This is a genomic window from Actinomyces sp. zg328 (assembly GCF_009829635.1).
GTDB classification, from domain to species: domain Bacteria; phylum Actinomycetota; class Actinomycetes; order Actinomycetales; family Actinomycetaceae; genus Actinomyces; species Actinomyces marmotae.
Window position 1 is genome coordinate 1 of record NZ_VWPE01000013.1, and the last position, 14,086, is coordinate 14,086.

Annotated in this window: 10 protein-coding genes and 1 pseudogene; 7 read left to right on the forward strand and 4 right to left on the reverse strand. The window is 72.6% G+C overall.

All coding sequences use genetic code 11. The features are described 5' to 3' along the window. Positions 1-873: pseudogene (locus GVV75_RS06705) on the reverse strand (hypothetical protein); the annotation flags it as partial. 58 nt (positions 874-931) lie between these two features. On the opposite strand from GVV75_RS06705, the gene GVV75_RS06710 reads away from it, so the two are divergent. The 3 genes from GVV75_RS06710 (at position 932) to galE (ending at position 4,258) form a co-directional block, all read left to right on the forward strand. Continuing rightward, on the forward strand, positions 932-2,161 hold the full coding sequence (locus tag GVV75_RS06710) for a 5-(carboxyamino)imidazole ribonucleotide synthase (RefSeq protein WP_159626544.1): 1,230 nt from the start codon (positions 932-934) through the stop codon (positions 2,159-2,161). Positions 2,162-2,257: 96 nt separating this feature from the next. Continuing rightward, complete coding sequence (gene purE / locus GVV75_RS06715; protein ID WP_159814041.1) at positions 2,258-2,812, forward strand: 5-(carboxyamino)imidazole ribonucleotide mutase; 555 nt, start codon at positions 2,258-2,260, stop codon at positions 2,810-2,812. Positions 2,813-3,268: 456 nt separating this feature from the next. After that, positions 3,269-4,258, forward strand: coding sequence for a UDP-glucose 4-epimerase GalE (galE, locus tag GVV75_RS06720; RefSeq protein ID WP_159717038.1), 990 nt, complete (start codon positions 3,269-3,271; stop codon positions 4,256-4,258). A 147-nt stretch (positions 4,259-4,405) separates the two neighbouring features. On the opposite strand, the gene GVV75_RS06725 is transcribed toward galE, so the two are convergent. Together GVV75_RS06725 and GVV75_RS10460 are read right to left on the reverse strand one after the other, a co-directional pair. Then, on the reverse strand, positions 4,406-5,419 hold the full coding sequence (locus tag GVV75_RS06725) for a substrate-binding domain-containing protein (RefSeq protein ID WP_159626551.1): 1,014 nt from the start codon (positions 5,417-5,419) through the stop codon (positions 4,406-4,408). A gap of 35 nt (positions 5,420-5,454) precedes the next feature. Further along, complete coding sequence (locus tag GVV75_RS10460; RefSeq protein ID WP_159814043.1) at positions 5,455-6,987, reverse strand: glycoside hydrolase family 16 protein; 1,533 nt, start codon at positions 6,985-6,987, stop codon at positions 5,455-5,457. Positions 6,988-7,207: 220 nt separating this feature from the next. On the opposite strand from GVV75_RS10460, the gene GVV75_RS06735 reads away from it, so the two are divergent. The 4 genes from GVV75_RS06735 to GVV75_RS06750 are packed head-to-tail and all read left to right on the forward strand — an operon-like array spanning position 7,208 to position 12,415. Then, positions 7,208-9,337 (forward strand): glycoside hydrolase family 36 protein, encoded by a 2,130-nt coding sequence (locus GVV75_RS06735; protein WP_201288728.1) that lies wholly within the window; start codon positions 7,208-7,210, stop codon positions 9,335-9,337. Continuing rightward, the gene (locus GVV75_RS06740) at positions 9,334-10,680 is read left to right on the forward strand and encodes an ABC transporter substrate-binding protein (protein WP_201288729.1); all 1,347 of its coding nucleotides are present in this window, start codon (positions 9,334-9,336) and stop codon (positions 10,678-10,680) included. The genes GVV75_RS06735 and GVV75_RS06740 overlap by 4 nt, the downstream gene beginning before the upstream one ends. A 23-nt stretch (positions 10,681-10,703) precedes the next feature. Next, positions 10,704-11,597, forward strand: coding sequence for a carbohydrate ABC transporter permease (locus GVV75_RS06745; RefSeq protein ID WP_201288254.1), 894 nt, complete (start codon positions 10,704-10,706; stop codon positions 11,595-11,597). After that, complete coding sequence (locus tag GVV75_RS06750; RefSeq protein ID WP_159524021.1) at positions 11,594-12,415, forward strand: carbohydrate ABC transporter permease; 822 nt, start codon at positions 11,594-11,596, stop codon at positions 12,413-12,415. The genes GVV75_RS06745 and GVV75_RS06750 overlap by 4 nt, the downstream gene beginning before the upstream one ends. A gap of 287 nt (positions 12,416-12,702) precedes the next feature. Here GVV75_RS06750 and GVV75_RS06755 read toward each other — a convergent pair whose 3' ends face one another. Beyond that, positions 12,703-14,076 carry an LCP family protein gene (locus GVV75_RS06755; protein WP_236266088.1) on the reverse strand — a complete coding sequence of 458 codons (1,374 nt, stop codon included), beginning with the start codon at positions 14,074-14,076 and terminating at the stop codon, positions 12,703-12,705. Positions 14,077-14,086: the final 10 nt, after the last annotated feature.

The following is a 14,086-nucleotide window of genomic DNA, read 5'->3' on the forward strand; positions in this document are numbered from 1 at the left end:
GCCCAGCCGGGCCCAGGTCGGCCCCAGGCGCCGCGCCCACGCGCGGGCTCGGCCGCCGGCGCCGCCGAGCTCGCCGGGATCGTCGCTGGGCCCGTCGTGCCCTCGCGCCGCCGCCATCTCCCACAACCACCACAGGCCCAGGGCGAGCGCCAGGGGAAGACCGATCGGCCGGGCCACGGACCCCACCATGATGAGCAGCGCGGAGACGGCGAAGCGCCCGCGCTCGGCCGCCATGAGCGCGCCCGCGACCAGCACCAGCCCCAGGGACTCGGCGTAGGGGACCTGGAGGACGGCGGCGCACATGGAGGTCCACGTCAGCGCCACGCCCCACAGCGAGGGGGCCCCGCCGACCCGCGGCGCCAGCCAGCGGTCCATGATGACGGCGCCCGCACCCGAGGCGGTGATCGCCACGAGGGCCGCCGCCGGGTAGAAGGGCAGGCCCAGCCAGGTCAGTGGGGTGGCCAGCAGGGGGAGCAGCGGCATGAACGCCCAGGAGTTCTGGGCGACGGCGCCGCCACCGCCCTCGGGCAGGATCGCCGGGTAGCCCTCGCGGAAGATGCGCTCGTACCAGCCCGCGTCCCAGAAGGACAGGTGCTCGCTCCATGATGGGGCGGGACCCGCCCACGGCGTCGCCGGCGTGTCCTGCGCCCCGAGCCTGAGCATGAGGAGGGTCAGGAGGCTCGCCGCGCCCCAGACCGCCAGGACCCGCGCTGCGCGGGGCGGGCGCGGGGCCCGGGCGGCGCCGGGGGCGTGAGCGGGCGGGCTGGCGGGGCTCGCCAAGGGCTCGGGCCCGCCTTGGTCGGGCCCTTCTTGGTCGGGCCCGGTCTTGCCGGACCGGCGGATCGGGCTCCCCGGCGATTGGATGTCAGACACGGGTGCCAGGGTACGGGCAGATCGAGCGGGGCTCGACGCCCTGCCGTAGCCTGTGCCCGTGAGCGCACCCATCGTCGCCGTCATCGGGGGCGGGCAGTTGGCCCGCATGATGCAGGAGGAGGCCAGCGCCCTCGGCATCCATCTACGGGCCCTGGTCGAGGCCCCGGACGGATCGACGGCGCTGGTCACCGTCGACTCTCCCGTTGGCGCCGCCGACGACGCCGGGGCCGTCCGCGCGCTCGCGGCGGGCGCCGGGGCCCTCACCTTTGAGCATGAGCACCAGGATGACGCGCTCCTGCGCGCGCTGGCCGCCGAGGGCGTGAGGGTGCGGCCCTCCCCCGATGCCCTGCTGCTCGCCCGTGACAAGATCGCCATGCGCCGCGCCATGGACGTCGCCGGACTGCCCCAGCCCGCCTGGAACGAGGCCACCGGGGACGGAGCCGCCATCCGCGCGACCGTCCGAGGCTTCGCCGCCGAGCACGGCTGGCCCGTCATCCTCAAGACACCCCGGGGCGGCTACGACGGGCATGGCGTGCTCCTCGTGCGCCAGGAGAGCGATCTCGAGGCCGGCCGCGCCGGCCAGTGGATCGACGCCGTCGCCACCGGTGACGCGACCGGCGGTGGCGGCAGCCTCGGCGGAGGGGCAGTGACCAGCCTCCTCGTCGAACAGGCCATCCCCTTCACCCGCGAGCTCGCCGCCCTCCAGGCCCGCTCTCCCAGCGGGCGGATCGCCTCATGGCCCGTCGTGGAGACGATCCAGGCCGACGGCATGTGCTCCGAGGCGCTGGCGCCCGCCCCCGGGCTGGACCCGGCCGCCGCCGACGAGGCCATGCGCATCGGGCGAGAGATTGCCGAGCGCTTCGACGTCACCGGGGTGCTCGCCGTCGAGCTCTTCGCCGTCGAGGCCTTCGGGGAGCCGACCCGCCTGTTCGTCAACGAGCTCGCCATGCGTCCCCACAACTCGGGGCACTGGACGCAGGACGGTGCTGTGACCAGCCAGTTCGCCCAGCATCTGCGGGCCGTCCTCGACCTGCCGCTGGGCTCGGCCGAGCCGACCGCGGGCGCCTGCGTCATGGTCAACCTCATCGGGGGGCGGCATGAACCCGGCGAGGACGCGCTGGCCCGGGCGATGGCCGCCGACCCCGAGGCCCGCATTCACCTCTACGGCAAGTCCTGGCGCACTGGTCGCAAGCTCGGGCATGTCAACCTCGTCGGGCCGGCCGACGGCGTGGAGGCGCTGCGCGAGCGGGCCCGCGCCGTCGTCGCCATCCTGCGCGGGGACGCCTGAGTCGCGCCTCCGTATCGCCGCCCCTCGTATCGCCGCCCCTCCTCCACCGACGCCCTCGACCCGGTCCGCCTCATCCCTCCCAGCGAAAGGTCCGCCATGGCTGCCACGCCCGATGCCACCCCCCAACCGCTCGTCGGCCTCGTCATGGGCTCCGACTCCGACTGGCCCACCATGAGCGCGGCCGCCGACGCCCTCGACGAGTTCGCCATCCCCTATGAGGCCGACGTCGTCTCCGCCCACCGCATGCCCACCGAGATGATCGATTACGGTCAGGGCGCCGCCGCGCGGGGCCTGCGCGTCATCATCGCCGGCGCCGGGGGAGCGGCCCACCTGCCTGGGATGCTCGCCGCCGTCACCGAACTGCCGGTTATCGGCGTGCCCGTGCCCCTGGGGCGCCTCGATGGCATGGACTCGCTGCTGTCCATCGTCCAGATGCCCGCAGGCGTGCCCGTGGCGACCGTGTCCATCGGCGGGGCCCGCAACGCCGGGCTGCTCGCGGCGCGGATCCTCGGCGCGGGGGAGGGGGAGCGGGCCGAGCGGCTTCGTCGGGCCATGCGCGCCTTCCAGGGCGAACTCGCCGACGCCGCCCACGCCAAGGGAGCCAAGCTCCGTGAGCGGACCGGGGGCGGGGCGGGCCCGGGAGCGCGCTGATCGCTCAGCGGCCCGCGGCGTCGTCACCGGTGCCGTCTGCACTCACGGGTGCCCTCTGCACTCACGGGTGCGTGCTGCACCCACCGGTGCCCGCTGCACTCACGGGTGCCCGCTGCACCCACCGGTGCGGGGAGGACGCACCGCTCGGTGCGCGCGGCTCCGCTCGGTGCGGAACGCGCCTGTCGGCGCTCCGGGGGCGCTTCACTGCGCGCGCCTGCTGCACTCACCGGTGCCTGCCACACTCACGGGTGCCCGCTGCACCCACCGGTGCGGGGAGGACGCACCGCTCGGTGCGCGCGGCTCCGCTCGGTGCGGAATGCGCCTGTCGGCGCTCCGGGCGCGCTCCGGGGGGATGTGCTCCGGGGGCCGCCCCACTGCGCGCGCCCGGAGGCGGGCGGGGCCGCTCGGGGTGATGAGCGCCACCCATCGGACGGCCTGAGCCTCTAGACTGGGCGCATGAGCATTCTTGTCGCAGGTGGCGCCGGCTATATCGGCGCCCACGTTGTCCGTCTGCTGCTCGAGCGCGGGGACGAGGTGATCGTCGTCGATGACCTGTCCTACGGATCCCCCAGCCGGGTCGAGGGCGCGACCCTCGTCGAGCTCGACGTCGCCGCTGGTGACGCCCCTGAGCGGCTCGCCGAGGTCATGAGGGAGCGCGGCGTCACCGCCGTCATCCACTTCGCCGCCCGCAAGCAGGTCGGCGAGTCCGTCGCCCGTCCCGCCTGGTACTACCAGCAGAACGTCGGCGGCCTGGCTAACATGATGCTCGCCATGGAGGCCGCGGGCGTCGATCAGATGATCTTCTCCTCCTCCGCCGCCGTCTACGGCATGCCGCCCGTCGAGGTGGTCCCCGAGGACATCGACTGCCACCCCATCAACCCCTACGGGGAGACCAAGCTCATCGGCGAGTGGATGATGGCCGACGCCGAGGCCGCCTGGGGCCTGCGCTGGGCCGGGCTGCGCTACTTCAACGTCGCCGGCGCCGGCTGGGACGACCTGGGCGACATGGCCACCCTCAACCTCATCCCCATGGTCATGGATCGCCTCGCCAAGGGCGAGACCCCCAAGATCTTCGGCACCGACTACCCCACCCCGGATGGCACCTGCATCCGCGACTACATCCACGTTCGCGACCTCGCCACCGCCCACATCGCCGCTCTCGACTACCTCGCCAGCGGCAAGGAGATGGCCGAGCACGTCTTCAACGTCGGCACCGGCGTGGGAGCGTCCGTGCGCGACGTCGTCGCCAAGGTCATCGCGGCCACCGGGCTCGACATCGCCCCCGAGGAGCTCCCCCGCCGCGCCGGGGACCCGCCCCAGCTCATCGGCAACGCCGAGCGCATCGGCGCGGTGCTGGGATGGAGGGCCGAGCATGACCTCGACGACATCGTCGCCTCCTCCTACTCCGCCTGGCAGGCCGATCCGAACCGGCGGCACTTCGCCTGACCGGCCGCGCGCGGGGCGGTGCGGAGCGCGCCGGTTGACGACGACGGGGGCGCGGGTGCCCCTGCCCGAGCGCCCGCGCCCCGCTCGGAACCGGTCTCGCTCCTGATTTCGACCGGTCTCGCTCCTGATTTCGACCGGTCTCGGCGGTTAGGGGCGGGGCCGGCCCACTGACTCGCGCTCGACGAGCTCGACGGGCACCTCCACCCGCTCCTCCTTCCTCGTGCCCAGCGCCAGGGCGACCGCCTCCTGGCCCACCCGGGCGAAGTCCAGGCGCACGGTGGTCAGCGGGGGCGTGGCGGCGCCCGCGTGCGGGTGGTCGTCGACGCCGACCACTGAGATGTCGTCGGGGACCCTCGCCCCGGCCCGCGCCAGGCCGGAGAGCAGGCCGATCGCGAGGTCGTCATTACCGCACAGCACGGCTGTCGCCCCGCTGCGGGTCAGCGCCGCGGCGGCCCTCTCGCCAGTCGTCGCGCCCCATCCCGTCGCCACGGGCTCGGGCGCCTCGAGCCCGGCGCCGGCCATGACCTCGCGCCACCCGGCCAGGCGGGGGTCGGGGTGCCCCGCGGAGGGGACGCCGACATAGGCCACGCGCGTGTGCCCCAGGCCGAGCAGGTGCTCGCAGGCCATGACCGCGCCCGCGTGATCGTCGGTCCAGGCCCGCTTGAGGCCGCCGTCGTCGGGCCGGGGGTAGCCCCCGGCGACGGCCAGCGGCAGCCCCTCGGGCAGGTCGTGCAGCGCCGCCAGGCCCAAGGAGTCGAACTCCAGGACGACGACGGCGTCCACTCGCGTTCCCAGCGCCTGCAGGAGCGCCTCCCGCCGGCGGGCCGGGGAGGCGGACAGGACGTGGATGCTCAGATCCGTGCCGTGCTCCTGAGCCGCCTCCAGGACCCCGGAGAGGGTGGCCCAGTACCCCGTGCGCGCCAGCCCTGAGGACAGGACGAGCAGGCGCGGCAGATCCGGCCGCCGAGTGGTGTAACCCAGGCGGCGCGCGATCCGCTGGACGCACCCGGTGGCCGCGGGCCTGGCCGTGGCGCGGCCCGCGGCCAGGGCGCGGGACGCGGTGGCCTTGGAGACCCCCGCGCGCCGGGCGACATCGGCGAGCGTTGGCGGCCTCCAGGGGCGCGGCCAGAGCTCCTGGCCGTCAACGTCCGACTGGCTCATGGGCGCATCCTAGGCGGATGCGGGCCGGCGTCCCCTCATGCCCCGCGACGGCGCAGGAGCATGCCTCCCGTGGCCGCAATGGCCGCGGCGGCGGCCGCGGTCACGGCCGCGGGGGCCCCGGTGCTGGCCAGTGGCCCGTTCCCCGTCCCATCGCTGGGCGGGGTGGTGGGCGCGGGCGAGTGGCTTGGGTCCGCTGGGCCCGTCGCGCCGGCCGAGGGGGTCGGCGCGACGGTGGGCGCGGGTGAGGCCGAGGCGCTGGGCGCCCCCGGCCCCTGGCTGGGCGAGGGGCTCGGGCTGGGTGCCGCGGGCGCCTCCAAGCGCCAGCACGTCGCCCCGTCCGCGCCGCGGACGAAGACGCCCTGGCCGGCGTCGTCGATGACGAGGGGAAGGCCGCTGACCTTGTTGAGCAGCTGCGCGCAGTCGCCGGTGGTGCGCACGTGCCAGCGCGCCAGGCTTGAGGCGTCATCCGCCCCGGCCCCGGGCTCGGGGCGCGCCACGACCGGCAGGCCCCGCCCGTACCAGCCTTCGGGCCGCTCCTGGGCGAGGTAGGCGCCGTCGGCGGAGATCTCGTAGGTGAGGTCGTCATGCTGGGTGAGGGCCCACCAGGCGCCCTCGGCGGCATCGGAGGCGGGGACCAGGACGAGCCGGCCTCCCTTGTTGGCCAGGAGGCGGCCATCGGGGGCCACCAGGCGCCGCTTGCCATCGGCCCGGACCACATCGGCATCATTGACGTAGGTGCGCACGTAGTCGATGTCGAAGGACCTGGGCAGGAGCTCGGGGTGGTGCGGGGAGCGGCTGTGCCCCTCCAGGCTGAGCACCACGTGGCGGGACATGCGGGCCAGGGACCCGAAATCCGGCTCCAGCACGCTGGTGTCGATATCCGCGTAGAGCACCCGGTCGAGGTAGAGGCGCACGTGCGCGCCGGAGCGCTCGACGCCGTAGAGGTGGAAGTCTGCCGTCAGGTCCACCCCGGCGGAGTGCTTCCCGCCCGAGGGCCGCGCGTCGCGCCGCGTGTGGCCGGAACCCGTCCAGGGCCACAGGTGGTGCGCCCAGTTGACGTCCGGGTCGGTGACGGACTCCTGGACATCGATCTCGGGGTTGGGGTCGGCGATGAGCCGGTCCTCGCCGGTCAGGGTGGAGGACTGCAGCCACACGGCTGACAGGATGTTGGCGGTGTCGAGGCAGCGGGCCCGCACCTCGATGTAGGAGTTCAGGCCGGGGGTGTCGAAGCGCGACTCCACCGCGCCGAAGGTCATGGGGATGGTCTTGCCCCCAACCTGGGAGGGCTCGCGCCTGGCCTCCAGGCGCAGCACGCCATCGGATACGACGGCGTTGTCCGGGGCAAAGCGACCGGCGTCGGCGGACACCGGGTACCACAGGCCCTTGCGCCAACGGCTCTCATCCAGAGTCGTGAACTCATCGCTGAGGGAGGGGGCCAGGGCCCATCCGGGACCAGTGGGGTCGATCCTCTTGCCCTGCGCCTGTGCGGGTGGGGCCGCGAGAACCGTGGCGGCGGGCAGGCCGGCCATGACGGCTAGGGACATTAGGGCGTGCCGTCTGCTGATCATCTTCATGCTCCTTTGCATGCTCTCCGGGGGAACGGGGTGGATCGCCAGGCTACAGGCTTGGGCGCAAACGGGGCAGGGGCTGGGAAGCATGAGTGAAACGCCTGTTTCGGAGATGCTGGACGCCCCCGCCCGGCTCCCCCTACCGTGATCGTCATCCCCCGGGACCGCGCCTCCACCCCAGCGCCGCGCGACCCACCCGTTACGAACCCATGGCAGACAGATGAGCGACACGACGACGACGTCACTGGGACGCGCCAGGCTGCACGTGAGCAGTGACGCGCCGGCCCACCTCACCCTGGGTGGCGACCACACTCCCGCGCGCGCCTGCCCCCTGGTAGAGGTGCACGCGCTGGGCGGCGGGCGGGAGTTCGTCGACCATCGCCTGACCCGCGGCGCGGCTGGCGCCGCCCTGCGCCCCGACCCCGATCACGCCGTCGAGGCTCTCGACGGGCAGCCCTGGCCCACCACCCGCGTGACCCAGCGCGACAGCGCCACCGGCCTGGTCGCCCTGACCGATATCGCCCGCCCCACCGAGGCGTCCTGGCGCCTGCGCACCACGCTTCGTAACGAGGGTGCGACCACCATCACCCTGGCCGCCGTCTCCTTGGTGTCAGCCACCGTGCTTCCCGGCGCCCCGCTGGACGACCTCGACCTGCTCACCGCCCGCTCGGGGTGGATGGCCGAGCAGCGGTGGCGCCACCGGCGCCTCGGCGAGGAACTGGTCGACATCGGCACCGCCTCACACGGCCAGTCGCCCCGCGACGCGCTGCGGATCAGCTCGGAGTCCGGGTGGTCCTCGGGCCTGTGGGAGCCGGCCGGCTACATCATCGACCCAGGCACCGGCCAGGCCGTGGGATGGCAGGTCGAGCACAACGGGGCCTGGACCGTCGAGATCTCGCGGCGCGCGGACCGGCTCGGCCTGGTCGCCTACGGCCCCACCGACCTCCAGCACGCCTGGCTCCACCGCCTGGCGCCCGGCGAGGAGATCACCACCGCGTGGGCCGCCCTGGCCTTCTCCGAGGACGGCTGGCAGGGGGCGGCCGCCGAGATGACCCGCTACCGCAGGGCGCTGCGCTCCGCCTTGGCCCCCACCACCGAGGCCGCGCCCGTCGTCTACAACGACTACATGAACACCCTCATGGCCCAGCCCACGCAGGAGCGGCTGGCCACCCTCGTGCCCGCGGCCGCCGCCGCCGGGGCGGAGGTCTACTGCATCGACGACGGATGGCACTCCGACGCCCAGGAGTGGTGGGACGCCGTCGGGCGCTGGGAGCCCTCGATGCGGCGCTTCCCCGATGGGCTCCAGGCCACCCTCGACCTCATCCGCGCCCAGGGCATGACCTCGGGCCTGTGGATCGAGCCCCTCGCCGTCGGCGTCAACAGCCCCGTCGCCGAGGAGCTCCCCGACGAGGCCTTCATGCGCCGCGGTGGCGAGCGACTAGTCGAGCAGGGGCGGCTGCGGCTGGACATGCGCCACCCGGCCGCCCGGGAGGCGCTCGACGCCGTCGTGGACCGGATGGTCTCCTACGGGATCGGCTACCTCAAGGTCGACGACAACTACTCGGTGGGCCTGGGCCCCGACGCCGACGCCGACTCCCCGGGAGACGGGCTCATGGAGCACTCCCGCCAGTGGGCCGCCTGGCTCGCCCGGCTGCCCGAGCGCCATCCGGGCCTCATCGTGGAGAACTGCGCCTCGGGCGGCATGAGCTCGGACTACGCCCTCCTGGCACACGCCCGCCTCCAATCGACCTCCGACCTGCAAGATCCGGTGCGCTACCCGCCCATCGCGGCCAACGCCCCCCTGGCCCTCCTCCCCGAGCAGGCGGGCTCCTGGGCCTACCCGCAGCCCGAGATGACCGACGAGGAGATCACCTACACCCTCGTGACCTCCCTGGCCGGCTCCTTCTATCTGTCGGGCCACTTGGACCGCATGAGCCCCCGGCAGATCAGCCTCGTGCGCGCCGCCACCGACCTGGCCAAGGAGTTGCGCCCGGCCCTCACCCAAGAACTGCCCTGGTGGCCCGACGACGTCGCCTCCTGGGACCAGGAATGGGTCGTCGCCGCCCGCCGCGCCCCCGCCGGCCGCGAGGGCCTGCTGCTCGTGTGGCACCGGCCCCGCCCCGGCCAGGACGGCCCTGGATCCGCCCTCAACCTGCCAGCCCTGGCCGGCATGCGCTTGACGCGGGTCATGCCTCCCCCCGACCTCGTGGCCGACGAGGGCATCAGTGTCGAGGACGGGCCGCACGGCCCCGTCCTGAGAGCCACAACCACTACACCGACCGCCCGGGCCTACCTGGTCCGGGACACCACCCACCGCGACGAGGATGTCGCACGATCGGAGAACCGATGAGCACCACCACCTCCTTCCCCCGCATCAGCCTCTCCCGGCGCGGCTACATCGCCACGATGGCCTCCGCGGCCGCCGCCCTGGGCCTGGCCGCCTGCTCCGACCCGGGCACCGGCTCCTCCTCCGCGTCGGCGCCCGCCAACTGGCCCGGAGCCACGGAGAAGCTCGACGGCGTCGCCCTGACCGTATGGGCCGCCCAGTCCTCCGCCACGATCCCCGCCGCCGTGACTAAGGCCTTCGCCAAGGCCACCGGCGCCAAGGTCGAGATCGTCACCATCCCCGACCCCTACGAGCAGACCGTCCAGACGAAGGTCGCCACCGGTGACCTGCCCGACCTGGCCATGTGGCAGCCCACGACGTCGGCGCTCACCAGCCTGGGCGCCGCCGAGCGCCTCCAGGTCCTCGACGGCGCCCCCTGGGAGTCCAAGACCGCCAAGACCATCCTGGACGCTGGCGGAACCGTCAAAGGCAAGCGCTACGCGGCCTTCGTCTCGGCGCCCTCCGTGATGGGCGTGTGGTACAACAAGAAGGTCTTCTCCGCCAACTCCGTCTCCACGCCCAAGAGTTGGGACGAGTTGCTGACCGCCGCGCGGGCCCTCAAGGACGCCGGCGTCACCCCCTTCTTCGAGATGGGCGGGGAGTGGTGGGCGTCCCAGTACGCCGTCCAGGTCCAGCTCGCGGACGCCGCCAAGGACGGCCTGTGGGGCCGCGTCAACGAGAACAAGGACACCTTTACCGGCAAGGACATCCAGGGCGCCATCGACGCCTACGCCCAGATGATCGCCGACGGCCTCTACAACGCCGACATCAAGACGGCCACCTTCGACGAGCAGGCCAAGGCGCTGCTGGCCGGCGAGGCCGCCATGGCGATCCACGTCAACAGCCTGCTCGCCAACATGGCGGCGCAGACGGACACGGCCACCCTCAACGAGACGATCGGCTTCTTCCCGATCTCCAAGAAGGGCGCTGTGGCCACCTCCATCCCGGAGCAGACCAACGCCGTCGTCGCCTTCAAGACCGGCGACGACAAGCGCGAGGCCGCCGCCCGCCAGCTCCTGGCCTTCTGGCTGTCGGACGGCTACGCCGACTTCGTGAAGGAGCAGAAGGCCGTGTCGATCATCTCCGGCGTCGAGACCCCCTCCACGGTCCCCACCGCGGCCGTCGAGGCCAATGACGCCCTGTCGTCCTCTATCGGCTCCATGCAGTCCCTGGCCATCGCCAACCCCGACCTCGCCAAGAACCTCGGCGACATGATCGCGGGGACCAAGACCCCCGCGCAGGTCGGTGAGGAGACCCAGTCTCAGTTCGCCCAGCTCGCCAAGGCCATCGGCGCCACGGGCTTCTGATCGGCACGGTAGTCATGGCAGTCATGGAACGAGCACCGCGCCGCGGCCATGCGGGCTCCACGCACCCTTGGGTCTTCGTCGTCCCCGCGATGGCCGTGATCGCGGTGTTCTTCCTGACGCCGACCGTCTACAACTTCGTCTACGCCTTCACCGACTGGTCGAGCTTCAAGAGCGCCATCAACGGCGTGGGCCTGGACAACTTCTCCGATCTCGCCCGCTCCGGCGCGCTGCGCCACGCCCTGATCACCACGCTCATCTACGCGGCCGGGGTCGCCGTCGTCCAGAACCTGTTCGGCCTGGGGCTGGCGCTCCTGCTGGAGCGCGACACCGTCCTGAACAAGATCCTGCGAGTCGTGTTCTTCGTGCCCGTGGTGCTCTCAGCGCTCGCGGCCGGGTACATCTTCAGGGCCCTGCTCAAACCCGACGGCGGCGTGAACCAGGCTCTGTCGGCCCTGGTGGGCCACACGGTGGAGATCGGCTGGCTCAATTCCACCACCTGGACCCTGGGCGTCGTGATCGTCATCCACGCCTGGAAGTGGATGGGGATGTCGATGCTCATCTACCTCGCCGGCCTCAAGACCATCGACGGCCAGGTCCTCGAGGCGGCCGTCATCGACGGGGCCACCCCCTGGCAGATCCTGACCAGGATCCGGCTGCCGCTCATCGCCCCGGCCATCACCTTCAACGTGACGACGGCGCTACTGGGGTCGATGAACTCCTTCGACGTCGTCCAGGCCACGACCAACGGCGGGCCGGGCGGGTCCACCGAGTTGCTCAACCTGTTCATCTACCGCACCTTCGGCCAGGGCCTGTACGCGCAGGCCACGACGATGAGCCTCGTGCTCTTCCTGACTGTCGTCGTCCTGGCGTTCCCGGTCATCGGGATGCTGCGCCGCCGTGAGAGGAGCATCGCGTGAGGCTCTACCGCAGGATCCTCCAGCCCGCTCTGGGCATCGTCCTGGCGCTCATCGTCGTCGGCGTCCCGCTGTGGACCGTCCTCGTGACCGCGGGCAAGTCGCAGGCCGAGGCGCTGTCCCCGGGCCTGGGCCTGCCCAGCCACTGGGAGCTCTTCGACAACCTCGGCAAGATCGTCGAGCAGGCGCGAGTGGACACGGCCCTGCTGGGCAGCCTCGTGCTGCTCATCCCCTCGGTGCTCGTGGTCCTGCTCCTGGGATCGATGGCCGCTTGGGTTCTCGCCCGGCGCTCCGGCCGAGGGGCGGCCGTGCTGTACGCGGTGATGATCTCGGGGATCATCCTGCCCCCGGCGATCGTCACGCTGGTCCTCCTCCTGCGCCAGCTGGGGCTGGCCGGCACGGCGGTGGGCATGATCGCGACCTACTCGGGCATGTACCTGTCCCTGGTCATCTTCTTCATCACCGGTTTCGTGCGCACGGTGCCCGAGTCCCTGGAGGAGGCGGCCAGGATCGACGGCGCCGGCCCGGTGGGCGTGTTCACGCGCATCATCCTGCCCCTGCTGCGCCCGGTGCTGGCCACCGCGGCGATCCAGGTGAGCCTGTACGTGTGGAACGACGTCTTCTACGCCCTGTTCATTGTGGGTGGACGCATGGACACCCTGCCGCTCAACCTGTTCATGGTGGCCAGCTCGGGAGTCCAACTCAACAACTGGAACCTTATCTTCGCCTACGTCCTCGTCATGAGCGCGCCCCTGGTGGCCCTCTTCGCCATCTTCCAGCGGCAGATCATCTCCGGGATCACCTCAGGCGCGGTCAAGTAGGGGCACAGGGCTCCGCGCGGGATTGGCGCGGGTGGGGGATCGCCCGCGCCCCCGAGGTCGGGACCGGTCTCGATCGTTATTTCGACCGGTCTCGGTGCGGCGGGTTCTGGGACGAGTACGAAGTGGCGCGGTTTGAGGATTGCTCGGGCTCCAAGAGGGTGTGGGCCCGGCTTCAGTTTTATGAGCAGGCCTCTGGCCTGGGCAAACGCAAGATGTGACAGTGTGTCATAAAAAGGAATCCTCAAATCTCGCCATCGTTCCTGGCCCTAGGACCGGTCTCGAGGGGGTTAGGAGGTGGGCTCGATCTTGTTGAAGTCGGAGGATGTGAGCCTGCCCGCGCGTAGCTTGGAGAAGAAGTCCGGCGCGGTCTCGTCCTTGAGGAGGACGGCCGCCCCGATCCCGCCGGGCTCATAGTCGAGGGAGTCGATCGGCGGGGCCCCGGCGAGGCCCTGGGATGAGGCCTCGCGGAAGCCGAGCACCATCTTCCCGATATCCGTCAGGCCGGTGTCCTTGTCGGCGGTGAGCGCCTTCGTGCCCGCGTCGACCAACTTGTCCTGGCGGGGCCAGCTGATGAGCGTCTTGGCGGACACGGCCCGGTCGACGACGGCGCTGATCACCGCGCGCTGGCGCAGGCCCCGGCCGATGTCCCCCGTGGGATCCGACTTGCGCATGCGCGAGTAGGCCAGGGCCTTCTCACCGTCGATGTGCTGGCAGGTGCCCTTCGAGGTGTCCCACACCAGCCCGGAGTCGCGGTCGTCCACGTCGTAGTCGAGGCAGGCGTCGATGCCGTCGACGGCGTCGACCGTCTCCTTGACACCGGCCATCCCGACCTCCATGTAGTGGTCGATCGTCAGGCCGCTGAGCCGCTCCACGGTCTGGACCAGGAGTTCGGGCCCTCCGTAGGCGTAGGCGGCGTTGATCTTGTCCCCGCCGTGGCCGGGGATCTCCACATACGTGTCGCGCGGCAGGGTGGTCAGCGAGGACTGGCCGTTGTTCCTGTGCAGCAGCATGATCGAGTCCGCGCGGGAGCCCTCCGTGCCGTCGTCGGCGATGCCTCCGTCGCCACGGGCGTCTGAGCCCACGATGAGCCAGGTCTCCCCAGCGGTGTCCTTCTTGCCGGACAGGGCGTCCACCCGTCCGAGCTTGTCATCGACCTCGTGGGCCAGCCAGGCCACCCGGCCCACGATGACCCCGAGCACGAGCGCGATCACCAGGGCGGTCCAGCCGAGGGCCCGGCGCCAGCGGCGGCGCCGGGGGGCGCGGCGCCCCGGGCTGATCGGGCCCGAGGGTAGGTCCGGCCGCACGGGTCCGTAGGGCGCGGGGAGGGTATCCGGGTGGCCCGAGGGCAGGGCCCGCGTGGCGTCAGGGGCGGGGCGCCGCGGCGCGGCCCCGAGCGCGAGGGCCGATGATCCGGGCCTGGCATGGCTGCCGCCGGAGGGCGGCGCGGGCCGCTGGCGGGGGACCGCCGTCGGCGCTGGGGGCCGCGGTCCCGCCTGCGCCTGGTTCCCGCCGAGCACGCTGCGGCGCGCGGGGGCCTCCGGCGCGGGCCGGGGATCCGGCTGCTGGCCCTGCCCCACCGCGCGTGGCACCCTCGGGGGCCCGGCGGGACGTCCTCCAGAGCCCGGGGTGACGCTGGGGGGAAGACCGTCATTCGACGTCATAGGGCGCGCG